At 70.1% G+C, this 17,888-nt stretch carries 21 protein-coding genes and 3 tRNA genes; 9 read left to right on the top strand and 15 right to left on the bottom strand.

From position 1 onward, the window contains the following. Window positions 1–80: 80 nt before the first annotated feature. Entirely contained in the window at window positions 81–1,010 is a 930-nt protein-coding gene (locus tag ASD11_RS04425) for a MerR family transcriptional regulator (protein WP_056283834.1), read from the bottom strand. A gap of 269 nt (window positions 1,011–1,279) precedes the next feature. On the opposite strand from ASD11_RS04425, the gene ASD11_RS17705 reads away from it, so the two are divergent. Further along, window positions 1,280–1,441 carry a zf-HC2 domain-containing protein gene (locus ASD11_RS17705; RefSeq protein ID WP_082554162.1) on the top strand — a complete coding sequence of 54 codons (162 nt, stop codon included), beginning with the start codon at window positions 1,280–1,282 and terminating at the stop codon, window positions 1,439–1,441. 19 nt (window positions 1,442–1,460) lie between these two features. On the opposite strand, the gene ASD11_RS04420 is transcribed toward ASD11_RS17705, so the two are convergent. The 6 genes from ASD11_RS04420 to ASD11_RS04395 all read right to left on the bottom strand — a co-directional run bounded on the left by ASD11_RS04420 (window position 1,461) and on the right by ASD11_RS04395 (window position 5,033). Further along, window positions 1,461–1,874, bottom strand: a complete 414-nt coding sequence (locus ASD11_RS04420) for a hypothetical protein (protein ID WP_056283831.1) — start codon at window positions 1,872–1,874, stop codon at window positions 1,461–1,463. Between the two features lie 313 nt (window positions 1,875–2,187). Next, window positions 2,188–2,261, bottom strand: a tRNA-Val gene (locus ASD11_RS04415). Window positions 2,262–2,304: 43 nt separating this feature from the next. Further along, window positions 2,305–3,597 (bottom strand): polysaccharide pyruvyl transferase family protein, encoded by a 1,293-nt coding sequence (locus tag ASD11_RS04410; protein ID WP_056283827.1) that lies wholly within the window; start codon window positions 3,595–3,597, stop codon window positions 2,305–2,307. A 228-nt stretch (window positions 3,598–3,825) separates the two neighbouring features. Further along, the gene (locus ASD11_RS04405) at window positions 3,826–4,134 is read right to left on the bottom strand and encodes a thiamine-binding protein (protein ID WP_056283823.1); all 309 of its coding nucleotides are present in this window, start codon (window positions 4,132–4,134) and stop codon (window positions 3,826–3,828) included. Continuing rightward, a complete protein-coding gene (locus ASD11_RS04400; RefSeq protein WP_056283821.1) occupies window positions 4,134–4,595 on the bottom strand; it encodes a peroxiredoxin in 462 nt (153 codons plus the stop codon). The genes ASD11_RS04405 and ASD11_RS04400 overlap by 1 nt, the downstream gene beginning before the upstream one ends. 51 nt (window positions 4,596–4,646) lie before the next feature. Beyond that, window positions 4,647–5,033, bottom strand: coding sequence for a DUF3052 domain-containing protein (locus ASD11_RS04395; RefSeq protein ID WP_056283819.1), 387 nt, complete (start codon window positions 5,031–5,033; stop codon window positions 4,647–4,649). Between the two features lie 136 nt (window positions 5,034–5,169). Between ASD11_RS04395 and aceE the strand changes: the two genes are divergently transcribed. Further along, window positions 5,170–7,953: a pyruvate dehydrogenase (acetyl-transferring), homodimeric type gene (aceE, locus tag ASD11_RS04390; protein ID WP_056283816.1), complete on the top strand. Its 2,784-nt coding sequence runs from the start codon at window positions 5,170–5,172 to the stop codon at window positions 7,951–7,953. A 47-nt stretch (window positions 7,954–8,000) separates the two neighbouring features. Further along, window positions 8,001–9,050, top strand: a complete 1,050-nt coding sequence (locus ASD11_RS04385) for a phosphatase PAP2 family protein (RefSeq protein WP_082554391.1) — start codon at window positions 8,001–8,003, stop codon at window positions 9,048–9,050. A 63-nt stretch (window positions 9,051–9,113) separates the two neighbouring features. Here the strand turns inward: ASD11_RS04385 and ASD11_RS04380 are convergent, their stop codons facing one another. Further along, window positions 9,114–10,073, bottom strand: a complete 960-nt coding sequence (locus tag ASD11_RS04380; protein WP_056283809.1) for an alpha/beta fold hydrolase — start codon at window positions 10,071–10,073, stop codon at window positions 9,114–9,116. 76 nt (window positions 10,074–10,149) lie between these two features. On the opposite strand from ASD11_RS04380, the gene ASD11_RS04375 reads away from it, so the two are divergent. Next, entirely contained in the window at window positions 10,150–11,022 is an 873-nt protein-coding gene (locus ASD11_RS04375) for an acyl carrier protein (RefSeq protein WP_056283805.1), read from the top strand. A gap of 38 nt (window positions 11,023–11,060) precedes the next feature. Here ASD11_RS04375 and ASD11_RS04370 read toward each other — a convergent pair whose 3' ends face one another. Beyond that, window positions 11,061–11,561, bottom strand: a complete 501-nt coding sequence (locus tag ASD11_RS04370) for a DUF3145 domain-containing protein (RefSeq protein ID WP_056283800.1) — start codon at window positions 11,559–11,561, stop codon at window positions 11,061–11,063. A gap of 162 nt (window positions 11,562–11,723) precedes the next feature. On the opposite strand from ASD11_RS04370, the gene ASD11_RS04365 reads away from it, so the two are divergent. Beyond that, window positions 11,724–12,029, top strand: a complete 306-nt coding sequence (locus tag ASD11_RS04365; RefSeq protein ID WP_056283797.1) for a GNAT family N-acetyltransferase — start codon at window positions 11,724–11,726, stop codon at window positions 12,027–12,029. Window positions 12,030–12,067: 38 nt separating this feature from the next. Here the strand turns inward: ASD11_RS04365 and ASD11_RS04360 are convergent, their stop codons facing one another. Beyond that, window positions 12,068–12,493, bottom strand: a complete 426-nt coding sequence (locus ASD11_RS04360; RefSeq protein ID WP_156464581.1) for a phosphatase domain-containing protein — start codon at window positions 12,491–12,493, stop codon at window positions 12,068–12,070. A 47-nt stretch (window positions 12,494–12,540) separates the two neighbouring features. Then, window positions 12,541–12,617, bottom strand: a tRNA-Met gene (locus tag ASD11_RS04355). Window positions 12,618–12,859: 242 nt separating this feature from the next. Here ASD11_RS04355 and cspE point away from each other — a divergent pair. Beyond that, a complete protein-coding gene (gene cspE / locus ASD11_RS04350) occupies window positions 12,860–13,063 on the top strand; it encodes a transcription antiterminator/RNA stability regulator CspE (protein WP_056283791.1) in 204 nt (67 codons plus the stop codon). Between the two features lie 51 nt (window positions 13,064–13,114). Here the strand turns inward: cspE and ASD11_RS04345 are convergent, their stop codons facing one another. Next, window positions 13,115–13,330 carry a DUF4287 domain-containing protein gene (locus ASD11_RS04345; protein ID WP_056283786.1) on the bottom strand — a complete coding sequence of 72 codons (216 nt, stop codon included), beginning with the start codon at window positions 13,328–13,330 and terminating at the stop codon, window positions 13,115–13,117. A gap of 22 nt (window positions 13,331–13,352) precedes the next feature. On the opposite strand from ASD11_RS04345, the gene ASD11_RS04340 reads away from it, so the two are divergent. From ASD11_RS04340 to ASD11_RS04330, 3 genes are all read left to right on the top strand, one after another. Continuing rightward, a complete protein-coding gene (locus ASD11_RS04340; protein WP_056283784.1) occupies window positions 13,353–14,099 on the top strand; it encodes a PIG-L deacetylase family protein in 747 nt (248 codons plus the stop codon). Continuing rightward, window positions 14,096–14,608, top strand: a complete 513-nt coding sequence (locus tag ASD11_RS04335) for a hypothetical protein (protein WP_156464580.1) — start codon at window positions 14,096–14,098, stop codon at window positions 14,606–14,608. The genes ASD11_RS04340 and ASD11_RS04335 overlap by 4 nt, the downstream gene beginning before the upstream one ends. 262 nt (window positions 14,609–14,870) lie before the next feature. Then, window positions 14,871–15,146, top strand: a complete 276-nt coding sequence (locus tag ASD11_RS04330; protein WP_156464579.1) for a hypothetical protein — start codon at window positions 14,871–14,873, stop codon at window positions 15,144–15,146. Between the two features lie 64 nt (window positions 15,147–15,210). On the opposite strand, the gene ASD11_RS04325 is transcribed toward ASD11_RS04330, so the two are convergent. From ASD11_RS04325 to dnaG, 3 genes are all read right to left on the bottom strand, one after another. Further along, a tRNA-Asn gene (locus tag ASD11_RS04325) sits at window positions 15,211–15,283 on the bottom strand. Beyond that, the gene (locus ASD11_RS17700) at window positions 15,274–15,876 is read right to left on the bottom strand and encodes a sigma-70 family RNA polymerase sigma factor (protein WP_162246458.1); all 603 of its coding nucleotides are present in this window, start codon (window positions 15,874–15,876) and stop codon (window positions 15,274–15,276) included. Before ASD11_RS17700 ends, ASD11_RS04325 begins: the two co-directional genes overlap by 10 nt. 67 nt (window positions 15,877–15,943) lie before the next feature. Further along, entirely contained in the window at window positions 15,944–17,833 is a 1,890-nt protein-coding gene (dnaG, locus tag ASD11_RS04315) for a DNA primase (protein WP_056283772.1), read from the bottom strand. Window positions 17,834–17,888 lie beyond the last annotated feature (55 nt).

The raw sequence follows: 17,888 nt of genomic DNA, 5'->3' as shown, positions 1-17,888 counted from the left end.
ACCGACACCCGCTCCCACCCGTCCACAGCGCTCCGCGCGCGGGAGCCGGTCGGGCACTGCCCGCCGCAGGACCAGGATGGTCACGCAGGTGAGGACGACGTCTGCTCCACGGCCGGGAACGCGGTCCTGACTGAGCCCTGGATCATCGCGGCCGCCTCGACCATCCGCTCGCCCAGGTAGCTTCCCGGAACGCGCTTGCGCGTCAGCGGCGACCGGAACGCGTTGCCGCCGTAGAACGTGGGACGGCCGGACTCCGCCACGGCGACGAGCGACGCCACGGCCGAACGGCGCTGGGAGGACAGGTGGGAGACGATCACGACGGCGGACGGTGAGGCGGCGGCCGCCTCCGTGGTCAGGACGGAGACCGGAGTGCTGGCAGGAAGGATCCGGCACGACGTGCCCTGGTTCACCAGCACGGCCGCGAGCGCCTCCAGGCCGAGCGTGTGCACGTCGTGCGGACCCGTGGCCAGCAGCACCTGTCGGTCCGGCTCCGGGGAGGGGGCAAGCGTCGTGATCCTTGCGAGCCAGGCCCGGACGGCCGCCGTCGTGAGCTGCTCCTGACCGGGGTCGCAACGACCGGACGCCCACCAGGTGCCGATCTGACGCATGACCGGCAGGACCACCTGGTCGAGCGTCTCGGCGAGCCCGAGATCCGCGAACGAGTCCTCCAGGGCTGCTCGGATCTCGGTGGCGTCGCGCCGCTCCGAGCCAGCCAGGACGGCGTCGATCCTCGGTCGAGCAGGGCTCATCTCGTCGAGGAGGGCCCGGACCCTCCGTGCCGCGTCGGAGGCCTTCTGCCCCGACGCGACCTCGTCGCGCATCAGGCCCAGCTGGGTGAGTGCCGCCTGCGTGTAGCGCCGATGTCCTCCTGCGCTGCGCGAGGTCACGGGCAGCCCGTACCGGTGCTCCCACGACCGGAGCGTCGCGGCGGGCACACCCAGGAGCTCGCTCGCCTCGCGGATGCGCAGGCCGGTGCCGACGTCGGGGTCGGTCTCCTCGCGATGCTTCACATGACCTCGTTCGGTAGGACCAGCCGAATTCCGGAGTCGGCGCCGCCACGCTCCCCCGGGCACGGGCACCGACTCGTCCTGAGACTTGCCACCGCAAGGTAGCAGGGCCACTCGGCGCGCGCTGTCGCCGAGACCGGGGCGGGTCCCGGCCGAGTCGGCCCATCATCGGTGCCCTCGGCGACGAACCACCAGCATGAGGCCCACCCGATGCGGAGCCGGAGCCGACGGCCCCGTCGGGCGCCGCGCATCGTCGAGGGCAGTCGTCCGGGATGGGTGACCTCCACGACCTGATGGGCGCCTATGTCCTGGACGCCCTCGGCGAGCTCGAGCGCACGCGCTTCAGGACACACCTGCGCGAGTGCCCCCGCTGCCGGGCCGAGCTGTCGACCCTGGAGGACGCGTCGTCGGCGCTGGACGATCCGCACGCCTGACTCCTGCGACGTCGAGCCCCTAGGCGGCCGACGTCGGCTCGGCGTCCTGCGCGGCCGCGCTCCCCAGCGTCCAGAGCGCTTCGCTGAGCAGCTGGGCGACGCGTTCGGCCGACAGACCCATGACGACGGCAGCCCGCCGATAGTCGTGGTCGCCGTACTTGCACAGCGCCAGTGCCGCGCGATGGTTGGCGGCGAGTCGGTGGACCTGCCCGACGATGTCGGCTCGCGGCCGATCGATCGGCTCGGCCTGCGACGACCGGTCCCGGCGGTCCGCCCAGCTCCGGTAGACCACGGCCGACAACGCCTGGACCTCCGACGGCCCGCGGCCTCCCACGACCGCCCCCACGACGAGCTGGTCGGCGAGCTCGACGTCGTCGGTCAGCATGCGGGCCAGCAGGTGGAGACGTTGACCCTGCTCGTCGTACGTCGCCAAGGCCGACGAGGCCTGCGACGCGACCGTCGTGCCTCTCGGGCGGGGACCGGTGGGGGGCGACCGTCGGGGACGGCTCGGGGCCGACCACCGTCTCGACCGCGCGCTCGCGTGCTTCATGACCATGCTCCCGTCCGGACCCCCGTCTGGCTCCACCATGACTCATGGGACAGGAGGGGCGACAGACCCAAACCTCTGCAGTCCTCCCCGGCCCGACGGGAGTGCGACCGCCGACCGGGCGCTCCGGCCGGCCGACGGCCGTCCGAGAAGTGCCGCCCGCGGCCCGACGGGAGCGCGACCGCCATGACCTCGAGGGTGGGCGAAGAGGGTTTCGAACCCCCGACCTTCCGGGTGTAAACCGGATGCTCTGACCAGCTGAGCTATTCGCCCCACGTGTCCGGGCGGGCGCTCGGACACCGCAGGATATCGCGGGTCAGCGGCTGCGCGACAACCGTGCTTTCAGCCCGCGGACCAGCCGACCCAGGCAGGACCGCAGCCCCGACGGACGAGCGACCTGCGCGGCGACCGGGACCGGGACCCGGCCGGTCGCCACCACGACGGGGGCGTAGGCGCCGTCGTCGGTGAGCGACCGCACCTGTGCGTCGAAGATCTCTCCCCCGCCCTGCGGACCGTACGAGTGCTGCAGGCCGTGCTGCTCCAGGTACTCGACGTAGTGGCGGAACCGGGCGGCGTGGCCGTCGGTGAAGCCCGAGAAGTCAGCCGCGTCGTACAACGCCTCTGCCGTGGCCTCCTGCGGCGAGAGCTCGCTGATCTGGCGGTGCGGGATCTGGTGGTAGCGGGCCAGCTCGAGCGTCCGGGAGTCATGGGCCAGCACGACGGCCGGCGTGCCGGCCAGGAGCGACACGATGTTGCCGTGGATGCGCGTCCCGAAGCTCATCTGGCGCTGTCCCAGCTCCGACATCCAGACCGGCATGCTGAGCGGGAACACCGTGCGTCCGGCCGCGAACGCGGGATGGTCCGGGCGCAGCGGGAGCTGCGTGTCGTCGCCGGGCAGGGACTTGCCCTCCACGAGGAGCCGCAGCGTGCGGATGTCCTGCCCGAAGTACGTGAGCCCCGGGTAGCGGCGCAGGTTGTCCAGCAGGATCGGGCCCATGGCCGTCACGTACGGCGACACGTTGATCGCGAGGGGTCCCTCGGGGTCGATCGCGTCGGGCAGCTCGAGGGGCACGGAGTCGCCGTGCAGGTAGAGCGAAGGACAGCCGATGACGTCGACCCGGTCGGCGTCGAAGCCCAGGTCGACGAGGTAGGACTTGGTGAAATCACCGCGCACGCCGATGGACGGACCGCGCTCCAACACGGCCCGCACGAAGCGGCGGGTGGCCTTCTCGACGGCCTCACGCTCGTCGGCGGGGACCTCTCCCTCGAGGCTCGCCTGCCCGCCGACGCCGAGGACGGTCACGGGGATCGTGAACTGCTCCATGGCCTTGGCCTGGCGCTCGAGTGCCTTGATGTTGGACGCGCGGAAGTGGTTCGCGAGGGGCATGACCACGTGGTCGTACTCGCGGTTCACCGCCTCGGGCGTGGCGAACAGCGCTCCAGTGGCCACGGCGGTGACGTCGTTGCCGGGGGCGCTCAGTGCCCTCTCGGCGGCGTAGCTGAAGGCGAAGTTGCCCACGTTGTTGCCGATGGCGTTGTGCGCGAGGACCTCGTCGACCCCGACCGGCGAGAGCGACGGGTGGTGGACCTTCAGCAAGACACGTGACACAGGACGAGCCTAGTGCCGCGTCGCCGGTGCTCCGCACGAAGAAAAGCTGCGGCCGCCAGGGTCTCGGGTCCCGGGCGGCCGCAGCACCTCCATCAAAGCGCATCCGGCGGGTCGTGCGCCGGTTTTTACGTAAACCTGTCGAGGTATTTCGCCTCGGCCGAATTCCCTCGCACACCAGCCGTCACGAACTATTCGTTCCATGACCGCATCGGGGCGGACCGCACGACCTCAGAGTGCGTCGATGGCCGCCTCGAGGCGCTCCAGCTTGCCGTCGAGCTCTCCCTCGAAGCCGGGACGGATGTCGGCCTTCAGCACGAGTGACACGCGCGACCCGAACGGGGCCACCGCCTCGGTGGCCCGCTTCACGACGTCCATCACGGTGTCCCAGTCGGGTCCCTCGATGGTGGTGAACATGGCGTCCGTGCGGTGATCCAGTCCCGACTCCCGCACCACCGTGACCGCCGCGGCCACGGCGTCGTGGACCGAGCCGTCCTCGCGTCCGGTGCCGCTGGGTGCGACCGAGAACGCGACGAGCATCAGCCCGCGAGCTCCGCGAGCGCGGCGCGGTACGCCTCGAAGTCGCGGGCCTCGCCGATGCCGTGGTGGACGCTCCAGCGCAGGACGCCCTCGCCGTCGACGAGGAAGGTGCCGCGCTCGGGCGCGCCGGCGCCCTCGTTGAAGATGCCGTAGGCGCGCGACACCTCGCCGTGGGGCCAGAAGTCGCTCAGCACGGGGAACTCGAGGTTCTGCTCGTGCGCGAAGGCCTTGTTGGAGAAGAAGTGGTCGCACGAGATCGCCAGGACCTGCACGTCGCCCTCGGCGAAGACCTCGATCTTGTCGCGGATCTCGCACAGCTCACCCGTGCAGATGCCGCTGAAGGCGAACGGGAAGAACACGACCGCCACGGTGCGACCGCGGTAGTCCGACAGCGAGATGTCCTCGCCGTGCTGGCTCTTGAGCGTGAAGTCTGGCGCGACGGTGCCGATCTCGAGGGTCATGGCCTCAGCGTAGCCACGACACGCCCGGGCCGACGAGCGCCCTGAACCAGATCAGCGCTTGTGCGTGGAGAGCTTCGTGGCCGACCAGTCGGCGGAGGCCGACGACGTGGTGGTGGTGGACAGCCCGGCGATGGGTGCGGCCTCGACGATGTCGGCGCCCTGGACGTATCCCGGCCGTCCGACCTTGGGGGTCAGCAACCACACGGAGCCACCCTCGACGAGGTCCTGGAGCGAGTCGACGAGCGCGTCGATCAGGTCGCCGTCCCCGTCGCGCCACCAGAGCACGACACCGTCAACGACATCTCCGACATCACCGTCGACCAGCGCATGACCGGTGAGTTCTTCGACAGCCACTCGTAGCGCGTCGTCGACGTCCTCGTCCCAGCCCAGCTCCTGGATGACGGTGTCGGGGGAAAATCCCAACCTCGCGGCGTCCACAACATGCTCCTTCGGGTGGTGGTGTTACTCGGTAGTTCTACTGAAAAGTAGGAACTTTCGGCGTGCTGCCGCTCTCACACTAGCGAATGCGGCGTGGAAAGATGACAACGTCCACAAGACATCGAGAGAAGGTCACATGCCTACCGGCTCGCCCACCCCCACCTCCGGACCCGACAACACCGACCGCCCCCCGGTCATCCACGAGGGTCTTCCCACCCAGCTCCCCGACATCGATCCCGAGGAGACCGCGGAGTGGGTCAGCTCCCTCGACGACATGGTCGACGAGCGGGGCCGGGCGCGGGCGCGGTACGTCATGCTCCGCCTCCTCGAGCGCGCCCGCGAGCAGAACGTCGGCGTGCCCGCCCTGCGCAGCACCGACTTCATCAACACCATCCCGCCCGAGCGCGAGCCGTGGTTCCCCGGCAACGAGGCCATCGAGCGTCGGATCCGTTCCTACATCCGCTGGAACGCAGCCGTCATGGTGTCGCGCGCCAACCGTCCGGGCCTCGGCGTCGGCGGTCACATCGCCACGTACCAGTCGGCGGCGAGCCTCTACGAGGTCGGCTTCAACCACTTCTTCCGCGGCAAGAACCACCCCGGGGGCGGCGACCACATCTACATCCAGGGTCACGCCGCGCCGGGCATCTATGCCCGCTCCTACCTCGAGGGCCGTCTCAGCGAGGACCAGCTCGACAACTTCCGGCAGGAGCACTCGCACGGCTTCGGCAAGGGACTCTCGTCCTACCCCCACCCGCGCCTCATGCCCGACTACTGGGAGTTCCCCACGGTCTCCATGGGTCTCGCGGCCATCAACTCGATCTACCAGGCGCGGTTCAACCGCTACCTGCACCACCGCGGCATCAAGGACACCAGCCAGCAGCACGTCTGGACGTTCCTCGGCGACGGCGAGATGGGCGAGGTGGAGTCGCTCGGCGCCATCGGGGTGGCAGCACGCGAGGAGCTCGACAACCTCACCTTCGTCATCAACTGCAACCTGCAGCAGCTCGACGGCCCCGTGCGCGGCAACGGCAAGATCATCCAGGAGCTGGAGTCCACGTTCCGCGGCGCCGGCTGGAACGTCATCAAGGTCGTGTGGGGCCGTCAGTGGGACGACCTGCTCGCGCGCGACACCGACGGCGTGCTCGTCAACCAGATGAACCGCACCCCCGACGGCGAGTTCCAGACGCTCTCGGTGGAGTCGGGCGACTACAACCGCGAGAACTTCTTCGGTCCCGACCCGCGCCTGCGCGCGATGGTCGAGCACCTCACCGACGGCGACATCGAGCGGCTCCCCCGCGGCGGCCACGACTACCGCAAGGTCTACGCGGCCTTCGAGGCAGCCACCAAGCACACGGGCCAGCCCACGGTGATCCTCGCTCACACGGTGAAGGGCTGGCTCCTGGAGTCCTTCCAGGGCCGCAACGCCACGCACCAGATGAAGAAGCTCACCAAGGAGGACCTCAAGGGCTTCCGCGACCGTCTCAACATCCCGGTCAGCGACGAGCAGATCGACGGCGCCGACATCGCGCCGTACTACCACCCCGGTCCGGACAGCGAGGAGATCCAGTACATGAAGGCCCGGCGCGACGCGCTGGGCGGATCCCTCCCCCAGCGCAAGGTCGACCCCGTCGAGCTCAAGCTGCCGGAGGACAAGGTCTACGCCCCGCTCAAGCAGGGCTCGGGCAAGCAGCAGATCGCCACCACCATGGCGTTCGTGCGGCTCCTGCGCGACCTCATGAAGGACCCTGAGATCGGGTCGCGCATCGTCCCCATCGCTCCGGACGAGTACCGCACCTTCGGCATGGACTCCATGTTCCCGTCGGCCAAGATCTACAGCCCGCACGGCCAGACCTACGAGTCGGTCGACCGCAAGCTGCTCCTGGCCTACAAGGAGTCCGACAAGGGCCAGCTGCTCCACGAGGGCATCAGCGAGGCCGGCGCCATGGCCTCCACCATCGCGGCCGGCAGCGCGTACTCCACGCACGGCCAGCCGATGATCCCGGTCTACCTCTTCTACTCGATGTTCGGGTTCCAGCGCACCGCCGACTCCATCTGGGCCATGGCCGACCAGATGTCGCGCGGGTTCCTCATCGGCGCCACCGCGGGCCGCACCACGCTCACGGGCGAGGGCCTGCAGCACGCCGACGGGCACTCCCCGCTCATCGCCCAGACCAACCCGGCCGTGGTGCACTACGACCCCGCGTGGGGCTTCGAGATCGCGCACATCGTCAAGGACGGCCTGCGCCGCATGTACGGCACGAGCGAGGAGCACCCCCGCGGCGAGGACGTCATCTACTACCTGACGGTCTACAACGAGCCCCTCAACCAGCCGGCCGAGCCCGAGGAGGTCGACGTCGAGGGGATCCTGCGCGGCGCCTACCTGTTCCGCAAGGCCACCCAGGGCGCCTTCCGCTCGCGCATCATGGCCTCGGGCGTGGCCCTGCCCTGGGCGCTCAAGGCCCAGCAGATCCTGGCCGAGAAGTACGACGTGGCCGCCGATGTGTGGTCCGTCACGTCCTGGAACGAGATCGCCCGCGACGCCGTGAGCGCCGAGCAGTGGAACCTGAACCACCCGGGCGACTACTCGCGGGTCCCGTGGATCACGTCCAAGCTCATGGACTCCGCCGCCCTCACCGTGGCCGTCTCGGACTACATGAGGGCCGTCCCCGACCAGATCTCGCGATGGGTCCCCGGACCCTGGCAGTCCCTGGGAACAGACGGTTTCGGCTTCGCCGACACCCGGGCCGCCGCACGTCGGACCTTCCAGGTCGACGCGGAGTCCATCGTGGTGGCCACGCTCGCCGGTCTCGCCGATCGCGGGCTCGTCGACCGGTCCGTCGTGAGGGACGCCTTCACCGAGCTGCGCATCGACGACCCCACCGCCACCCGGGGCGTCGCGCAGGAGGGTGGCGACGCCTGAGCCGACTCTCAGGCACCTCCCAGGATCCTGCCCCTAGGATGTTCGTCATGCGTCGTTGGCCCTACACCTTTGCTGTGTGTCTGGCCGTGGCCGTGACCGGCACCGCCATCGGGTTCTCGCTGTACCTCGGGCTGCCGATGAAGGATCCCGAGGGCTTCCTGGGACCGGCCTACGTGCGGCTTCCGCTGCTCGGCCTGCTCTTCTTCGCCGCCGGCATCGTGCCGGCGGCGATCAAGCGGTCGGGCGTGCGGCGCATCGGCACCGGTGTGCGCGAGATCGTGCGCGACGAGTGGTCCCTCAAGCGCGTGGCGTACATCGCCACCGGCCTGATCACCTTCTACGCGTGCTACGTCAGCTACCGCAACCTCAAGAGCTACCTCCCGGTCGTGCGCGAGGGCGTGCTGTTCGACAAGGACCTGCTCGACCTCGACCACTTCCTGATGTTCGGCCACAACCCGGCCGACCTCCTGCACCAGCTCCTGGGCACGGGCATCGCGGCCGAGATCCTCGCAGCGGCCTACGTCAGCTACCTCCCCCTCGTGCCCATCACGCTGGGCGCGTTCCTCGTGCTCAACCGCGACTTCTCCATCGGCGCCTGGTACGCCACGGCCCTCGGCCTCAACTGGGTGCTCGGCGTCATCAGCTACTACAGCCTCCCCACGCTCGGCCCGGCGTTCGCCCAGCCGCAGACCTTCTGGGAGCTGCGGGACACCAGCGTCACGGAGCTACAGCAGAGCCTGTTCAGAGCCAGGGTCGACGTCCTGACCGACCCCTGGGAGAGCGAGAAGATCCACGGCGTGGCCGGGTTCGCCTCGCTGCACGTCTCGGTCGTCGTCACGGCCTGCCTCTTCATGGAGCGCACGGGCCAGAAAGCCATCCTGCGTGCCATCGTGTGGTCGTTCCTGGTCCTCACGGTCACCGCCACCATCTACTTCGGCTGGCACTACATCGCCGACGACATCGCGGGCGCCTTCATCGGCTGGCTCTCGGTCTCCATCGGCGCGTGGGCCTCGGGCAACCAGGGCAGACGAAGGCGAAGGCGCCGCAAGGACCTGCCGGAAGCCACCGACGAGGCAGCCGTCCCCACCCCCGCCTGAGGGCCCGGCTGCGGGTCCCTCACGGCCGGTCGGCAGGCCCAGGTCGGTCCGAGGTCGGATGCCTCAGCCGGCGACGGTGACGGACTCGCCCGAGGCTGCTGGCTCGACCGGCGCGATGTCGATCTTGTCGCCCCGGCGCAGCATGGCGCGCCACTTGCCGCGGTGGTAGGCGGCCGGCGCGTTGTCGGCCACGAAGTCGGAGACCAGCGAGACGAAGACCTCGGGATGGTCGCGGTGCGGGAAGTGGCCCGAGTCGGCCAGCACGTGGACGTCGGACATGGCCTGGCGGCGGGCGATCTCGGCGTGGGCCACGGGGATCACCCGGTCGTCGACGCCCCAGACCACCATGACCGGGACGATGCTGGCCAGGTACGTGCGGTCCGTCATGGTGACGAACTGCCCTCGCCAGTTGAGGACGTGGCTCGTGAGGCGCTGGACGGCCTTGCGCGCGGCCGGGTCGGCGAAGCTCTCGTAGATGTCGGCCACCTCGTCGAGGTCGCGCGTGGTCTTCCAGCCGGTGCGCGCGAGGCCGCGCATCGTGGAGGCCACGAGGCCCCGCCACGGACGCATCGTGGCCACGGAGATGGCCGTTCCGGCGCCGGGCAGCGTGAGCATGCGGATGGCGGGGGTGACCTCGCGTCCCAGGCCGCCGGTGGAGACCAGGACGATGCGCTCGACCCGGTCGGGGAACTGGTAGGCGAACTGCATCGCGACGCCGCCACCGAAGCTGTGGCCCACGACCGTCACCTTGTCGATCCCCAGGATCGTGATGAGGTCGCGCATCCCGTTGGCATAGGCACCGAGCGAGTAGTCGGCGTCGGGCTTGTCGGACTCGCCGTGGCCGAGCAGGTCGGGCGCGATGACGGTGAAGTGCTCGGCCAGCGGTGCCATGACCGTGTCCCACGTGGACGAGTCGCAGGCGAGCCCGTGGAGCAGCAGGAGCGCGGGGCCGGAGCCGGCCTTGCGGTACGCCCGGCGGTAGCCGTGCACCACGACGTACTCGATGTCATCGGCCCTGGTCATCCGGTCATCGTAGGGCGCGAGGGGATCGCCGCGACGGTGAACCCGGAACTGGAAACATGATCGTTAGAATCAAAGAGTGCCCACGCCCCCCGAGGTCCGCGAGCAGCTCGCCGACATCCTCGCCTCCGTCGTCGAAGCAGACCCCTCCGACGTCCGGGACGAGGCCGTCCTGAAGGACCTCGGCGTCGACTCGCTCGCGCTCGTGGAGGTGGGAGACGAGCTGGGCCGCCGCTTCGGGGTCTACCTCACCGACGAGACCGTCGACTCGCTGGTCACCGTTGGCGACGCCGTCAAGGCCGTCACGCAGCACGACGGCAGCCCCGCCCGTGGTGCAGCACGCACGCCCGACGCCATGACCACCATCATGGCTGCGCCGCCCGCAGCGCCGGCCGAGGCACCCCGCGTGGCCACCACGACCCGTCAGGACGCTCCGCCGCAGCGGTCGCGCGGCACGGCCTCGAGCGCCGGCGTGCGCCTCGCGCTGTGGTTCGTGGCGGCCGGCGGCGCCATCGGCCTCGTGCTCGGGCTCGGCGGGTCGGCCGTCGTGCAGGCCCTGGGCCTGGGCGACGTCAACCTGCCTCCCATCGTGGCGCCCACCACCCCCACGCCGTCGGCCACACCCTCGGCCACACCCGCGCCCTCACCCACGCCCGACGAGCAGTCGGAGGAGCCGAGCCTCTTCATCGATCCGGCCCAGGTGTCCCCGGGCCAGCGCTTCACGATCAGCGGCCGGTTCCCCGGCCTCAAGTCCGGCGCCGAGCTCTCGGTCGAGGTGCGCGACGAGGAGAACCCCGAGTGGGACAGCTTCGCCGGCGTGCGGCTCAAGAGCGAGGGCGACGGCCGGTTCGAGACCAAGCTCTACACCTCGCGCACGGGCGAGCGGGAGTTCCGCATCAAGGTCGTCGACACCGGCAAGACCACACCCACCGCCAAGGTCAGGATCGGCTGAGCCGGCCCTGACTGAGTCACGACCCCACGGCGCGTCGCTCAGATGACCTGGTGGAGCCAGCGGACGGGTGCACCGTCGCCGGCGTGACGGAACGGCTCCAGCTCGGCGTCCCACGCCGATCCCAGGAGCCCGTCGAGCGCCTGCTCCATCGAGATCTCGCCGAGGGCGGCCTTCACGCGGAACGCCTTGATGCGGTCCTCCGGGATCAGGATGTCGCCGTGCAGACCCACGAGGGCGTGGAAGATCCCGAGGTCGGGCGTGTAGCTGTACCGGGCGCCCTCGCTCGTCGCGGTGGGCTCCTCGGTGACCTCGAAGCGCAGCCGCTCCCAGCCGCGCAGGGCGGACGCGATGGCCGCTCCCGAGCCCACGGGCGCCTGCCACGAGATCTCGGTGCGGTACGTGCCGGCCTCGGCCGACTGGGGCACCCAGTCGACCTCGAGGGTTCCTCCGAGCACGCCGATCGCCGCCCACTCCACGTGAGGACACATGGCAGAGGGCGCAGAGTGGACGTACAGAACTCCACGGGTGGGGACGCTCATGATGCCTCCTGTTCGAGAATCCGCCTTCCCCAGCGTCCTCTTCGAGGCATCGCGACCACGATCGCTTGGTCCCATCGTAGCCACACCCACCCCACAGGCACCAGCGGTTCCCGCGCAGCGCCTGCGGGGGCGTCCCGGGGCGTCCCGTGTGACCATGGCGTCATGACCACCGTGGTGACTGACAACCCCCGTTCCCACCGCTTCGAGATCACCGTCGACGACGAGCTGGCCGGCTACGTCGACTACCGCGCCGACGGCTCCGAGTACGCGCTCCCCCACACCCGGGTCCTTCCGGCGTTCGAGGGTCGTGGCATCGGGTCCGAGCTCGTCGTGGGCGCCCTCGAGCAGATCCGCGAGCGCGGCGGCAGCGTGCTGCCCTACTGTCCGTTCGTCCCCAAGGTCATCCGCGACCACCCCGAGTACACCGACCTCGTGCCGGCCGATCGACGTGCGGAGTTCGGCGTCTGAGCCCCACGCCCTGAGGTCATGAGGGTCGACCGTCAGGCTCAGACGCGGTGGACCTCGATGCCGCGGGAGCTCCAGAGCTCGGCGACGTCGTCGGTGTCCTCCCACGCCTCGACCACGGTGAAACCGTCGGCCTCGATGCCGTCGAGGATGTCGGCCTTGACCTTGACGTCGGGCCGGTAGTCGGCCACGACGCGCATGAGGAGCTGGTCGTACGGGACGTCGTGCTTCACGAGCCAGTCGAGGGTGAGGTCGCGCCACACGAACTCGCGTGACGTGACCACGAGGACGGCCCGTCCGGCCTCGTGCGCGCCGCGCACGGCGTCGGCCACCTCGGCGTTGACCGGAGCGTCGGCCGAGGCCTGATGGAACGCCCAGAAGTCCTTCTCGTCGCCCTCCACGTGGTGGGCGATCCCGGACGTGTCGCACAGGGTGCCGTCGAGGTCGACGATCACGGCTTCGGTCATGGCGACAGTGTGCCGCAGCGCCGGGGCCGAAGCACGGCTTCCGGTCCTGGTAGGGAGGGCGGGGCTCGAACCCGCGACCCAGGGATTATGAGTCCCCTGCTCTGACCAGCTGAGCTACCTCCCCTGGATGGGTCAAACCTAGCGGGGACAGGGCGGGACGGTCCGTGCAGGCGGCGCGCCGACGGTCGGGTGGTGGGACGACCCCGCGCACCGTGATAGGTTTAAGAACGTTGTAGGCGTTTGTTTGTCCAGTGGTATCGAGTGACGGACCTTCGGGTCCGATGCTTCTCGCTCGGGTTGATGTACGTCGCGACTTAGTCGCTCGTCAATCCGTACGAGCACGTCACCACAGCAAGGAGAAACATCATGGCTACCGGAACCGTCAAGTGGTTTAACGCTGACAAGGGCTTCGGCTTCATCGCCCCCGACGACGGCAGCGAGGACGTGTTCGCGCACTTCAGCGCGATCCAGTCCAACGGCTACCGCTCGCTCGACGAGAACCAGAAGGTCGAGTTCGACGTCGAGCAGGGCCAGAAGGGCCTGCAGGCGGCGAACATCCGCCCGCTCTGACCTGAGCTTCCAAGAGCCCCTCACGCCTCGGCGTGAGGGGCTCTTGTCATGTCACGACGGGTTCTCCTGGCGGAACCACGCCACCAGGGCGTTGGCATGACCGTGACCGAGGCCGTGCTCGGTCTTGAGCCAGCCCACGGTGTCCATGTGCTTGGCGTGCGGCGACGCGGCGATGACGTCCATCCACGCGGCGATGGGTTTTCCGTAGGTCTTCTCGATGGACGGGAAGTACGACGCGGGCCCGTGCTTGGGCCATTCCTCTGACATCCCGGCAGCCTAGTGTGGCCCCATGAGTGACGAGAACCCTTCACTGGAGCACGTCGACGAGAGCTGGGAGCGCGCCCTCGTGGTGGTCGCCCATCCCGACGACGTCGAGTTCGGCACCGCTGCGGCGGTCGCGCGCTGGACCGAGCAGGGCAAGGACGTCACCTACGTCATGGTCACGAGCGGCGAGGCCGGCATCGACTCCATGGAGCCCGAGGAGTGCCGCCGGGTCCGGATGGGCGAGGAGATCGCGTCTGCCGCCGTCGTGGGCGTGGAGACGGTCGAGTTCCTCGGCTTCCCCGACGGCGTCGTGGAGGTGGGGCTCCCCCTGCGCCGCGCCATCGCGGAGCAGGTTCGCCGTCACCGACCCGACGTGGTCATCACCGGCAACTTCCGCGAGACCTGGGGCGGGTCCACGCCCAACCAGGCCGACCACGTGGCCGTGGGCCGAGCTGTCCTCTACGCCTGCGCCGACGCCGGCAACCGCTGGATCTTCTCCGAGCAGCTCGTCGACGGCCTCGAGCCGTGGGGCGACGTCCGGCAGGTCTGGGCCGCGGGCTCACCCCGGTCAGGGCACGGCGTCGACACCACCGACACCTTCGACCGCGGTGTGGCCTCGCTCGCGGAGCACCGCGCCTACATCGAGGGCCTGGGCTGGGAGAACTTCGATCCCGCCGAGTTCCTCGAGGGCATGTCCCGCCCCACCGGCGGCCGCCTCGGCGTCACCCACGGGGCCGCCTTCGAGGTCTTCTCCATGACGTGGGGCGAGTGAGGCCCGTGCCGGGTGCCCGGCTGGGCGTCGTCCTGGCGTCGGCGGTGCTGGTCCTCGTGGCCTGCACCGACCAGGACGAGCCACGGACGGAGCCCTCGACCGCTCCGGCGGCGAGCGGGCGCGTGCCGAGCGAGCCCTGCGAGGTCACCGAGCCCGCGGTGGTGGCCGACGTGTTCGGTGGCACCGTGTCCGAGGAGAGCCTCGGGACCTCCCGCAACTGCTCCTACCGGGTGAAGGACGGCGCCGCCGCAGACGTGGAGGTCTACTACTTCGGCACGGCCGACCAGTGGAGGACGATCCGTGCCAACTACGCGGTGAACCGCGGGCCCGTCACGGACCTGCCTGATGTGGGCGAGGCGGCCTTCAGCCCGGGCGACTTCAAGCAGAACGAGGTCGTCGTCCGCCAGGGAGGCGTCATCTTCGCCGTCGGCCTCGGCGGCGTGCCCACCTCCACGATCGTCCCCGAGGTCCGAGAGCTGGCCCAGCGCATCGCCACCGACCTCGGCTGAGCCTCGGCCACCCTCGCCGACCCCGCGAGCGGTGCCTCAGCGTCCGTCTGGAGCGTTGCGACGGGTGGGAGGTGCCTCAGCGTCCGTCCTGCTCCATCGGAGCGGTCAGGACGGACGCCACCCCACCGCCCCGAGGCGTGGAATGAGCCGTCAGACGTCGGGAAGGTGAACCCCCGGTGTCCCGAATCCATGGAAGTGGTTCGGAGGTACCGCAGAAAGATGGGAAGGTGGGGTGGTGAAGTCGAACGCGAAGAATCGCATCATGATGTGGCGCTCCCCCGTGGTCTCGGAGGTGAAGGCGTCCGCGACGGACCGTCGCGCCTGGATCACGCTGTCCCGCGAGGAGGACCAGATCGTGATGGTCGAGTTCGAGCACGTGAAGACGCTCCGCAGTGGCCAGCACATCGACCCCGACGAGGTGCTCGACCGGCGCGTCTCGCGCTTCGCCACCCTTCCCGAGGCCATCGACGCGCTCACGGCGCGCGGCATCGACACCGACCGTTTCGACGCCCCCGCCAAGGTGGGCTACCCCCTCTGACGACAGAACGCCCGCTGACGATGTCAGCGGGCGTTCCAGGTCACGCAGGTCTGTAGGTTCTGCGCTCCCCCACTTGGACTCGAACCAAGAACCCTCCGATTAACAGTCGAATGCTCTGCCAATTGAGCTATAGGGGATCGGCTTCTCGCGAACGTGAAGCACGGTCGCCAACTGTAGCAAGTCTGCGGCGGAGGTGTTGCACCGCCCGGTCCTCGAGCCGGCGTGCAGCGGGCTCCGAGACACCGAGGGCCTGGGCCACCTCGCGCCGGGTCAGCGGAGCGGCGTCGTGGTCGCCGAGGCCGAAGCGCAGCCGCACCGCCCGGGCCTGCGCGGGAGGCAGCTCGTCGAGCGCGTGGGAGACGTCCAGACCTGCCGTGGAGCCTGGTCCGGGGTCGGCCTCCGCGACGGCAGGGAGGTCGACGCGACGGACGCGCGCACCCTTGAGGATGGCGCCGGTGATCCAGGGCCAGGCGAAGGTCGCGAGCGCTGCGCCCCGGTCGGGGTCGAAGCGGTCGACTGCCTTCAGGAGTCCCTCCGTGCCGTCCTGCAGCGCATCGTCGAACGCCGGCCCCACGAAGCCGAGCGAGAGCGCCCTGAGGGCCACGAGGCGCAGGCCGGAGCGCACCAGGGCGTCGCGGGCCTCCACGTCGCCCGAGCGGACGGCTCGGGCCAGGTCACGCTCCACGACGGGGTCGAGAGGTGGCTGACGAGTCAGGCTGCGCGGGTCCACCCGATCAGCCTGCTGGGCACGGGTCCTGCGCGGAACCACCCGGCCTTGGGCCTGTGGACGGCCTGGCTCAGATGCCGATGGCGCGGTCGCGCAGGGCGCGGTGCTGCTGCTCGAGGGCGATGAGCTCGCCGAAGAGACGGTTGTAGGTCTCGGCCTCGTCGATGGGGTTGGTGCGCTGCAGCTTGCTCTTGATCTCGGCGACGCGGCGTCCCGAGGTGAGCAGCTGGAGGTGCGCGATGACCGAGCCCACCACGGCGGGCGCCCCGCCCTCGGTGGAGCTGAGCGGCTCGGACGACGCGATCATGAGGACCCGCCGGAGGTCGTCGGACGGAAGGGTGTCGGCCACGGAGGGGACGAAGGACGAGTCGGCGCGGTCGGGCAGGCCGTGCGCCACCAGGTGCTTCCAGACCTCGCGACCCACGGGGTGCGTGAAGTCGTTCTCGTGGACGTCGTCGAGGTGGGCCTTGGCCAGGTGCGGGTACTGCGCGATGGCCTTGAGCGCCTCGCGCTCGGGGGCGAACTGCGGGGCTCCGAAGCTGACGAAGGGCTCGGGGGCGGGCGCGGGAGCGGCCGCCGCGGCCGCGTCGGCCCGGGCCGGCGTGATGCGCTGGGGCTTGGTGGCCGGCTTGTGGCGGCGGTGCTCCTCGCGGACCTGGTCGACGTCGACGCCCACCCGCGTGGCGATCTCGCGCAGGAACTCCTCGGTCTTGCTCTTGTCGCGGATGGCGGTGGCCAGACCCACGGACTCCCGGACCGCGTCGATGCGCTGGTCGCCGCGGTCGAGGTCGTACTTGGTGAGGGTGTTCTCGAGGACGAACCGGTACAGCGGGATGCGGGACGCCACGAGCTCGCGCACCGCGGCGTCGCCGTCGGCGAGGCGCAGGTCGCACGGGTCCATGCCCCGGGGCTCGACGGCCACGTAGGTCTGGGCGGTGAACTGCTGGTCGCCCTCGAACGCCTTCATGGCGGCGCGCTGGCCGGCCTCGTCGCCGTCGAAGGTGAAGATGACCTCGCCGCGGAAGGCGTCGTGGTCGAGCAGGATGCGGCGCAGGATGCGGGCGTGCTCCTCGCCGAACGCCGTGCCGCAGGTGGCCACGGCGGTGCGGACGCCGGCCTGGTGGCACGCCATGACGTCGGTGTAGCCCTCGACGACGACGGCCTGGCTGGAGCTGGAGATCTGCCGCCTGGCCATGTCGATGCCGTAGAGCACCTGGCTCTTCTTGTAGATGGGCGTCTCGGAGGTGTTGAGGTACTTGGCCTCGATGCGGTCGTCGTCGAACATGCGGCGGGCGCCGAAGCCGATGACCTCACCGGTCATCTCCCGGATGGGCCACATGAGGCGGCCGCGGAACCGGTCGTAGAGACCGCGCTGGCCGCGCGAGGCGAGACCACCGACGGTGAGCTCCTCGTCGGTGAAGCCCTTGCCCTTGAGGTGGGCCACGAGCTCCTCGCCGCCGCGCGGGGCGAAGCCCATGCCGAAGGTGCCGGCGGCGGACTGGTCGAAGCCGCGGTCGGTGACGAACTGGCGACCCGCCTGCCCGTCGGGCGAGCTCTGCAGGACCGTGGAGTAGAACTCGGCCGCCAGGCGGTGCGCCTCGAGGAGCCGCTGACGCTGCTGGGGGTCGCGGCGCGGACCGCGCTGCTGCACGGACTCGTCGTAGCGCAGCTGCAGGCCGTACTTGGCCGCGAGGCGCTCGACGGACTCCACGAAGGTGAGGCCCTCGATCTGCTGGAGGAACTTGATGGCGTCGCCGCCCTCGCCGCAGCCGAAGCAGTGATAGGTGCCGCGCGAGGGGCTCACGTTGAACGACGGAGTCTTCTCGTCGTGGAACGGGCACAGGCCCTTGCGGGACCCGCCGCCGGCGTTGCGCAGCGTGACGTACTGCTCGACCACCTCGTCGATGCGGACGCGCTCGCGGACGAGCTGGATGTCCTCGTCCTTGATGAGCCCCGCCACACCTGCATCCTAGGGGGCGGCACCGACCGTGCGGACCGCGATCCGGGACGGTCGT

It is taken from the genome of Aeromicrobium sp. Root495, from assembly GCF_001426755.1.
Taxonomy (GTDB): Bacteria; Actinomycetota; Actinomycetes; order Propionibacteriales; family Nocardioidaceae; genus Aeromicrobium.
This window is presented reverse-complemented; position numbering and strand designations above follow the sequence as displayed.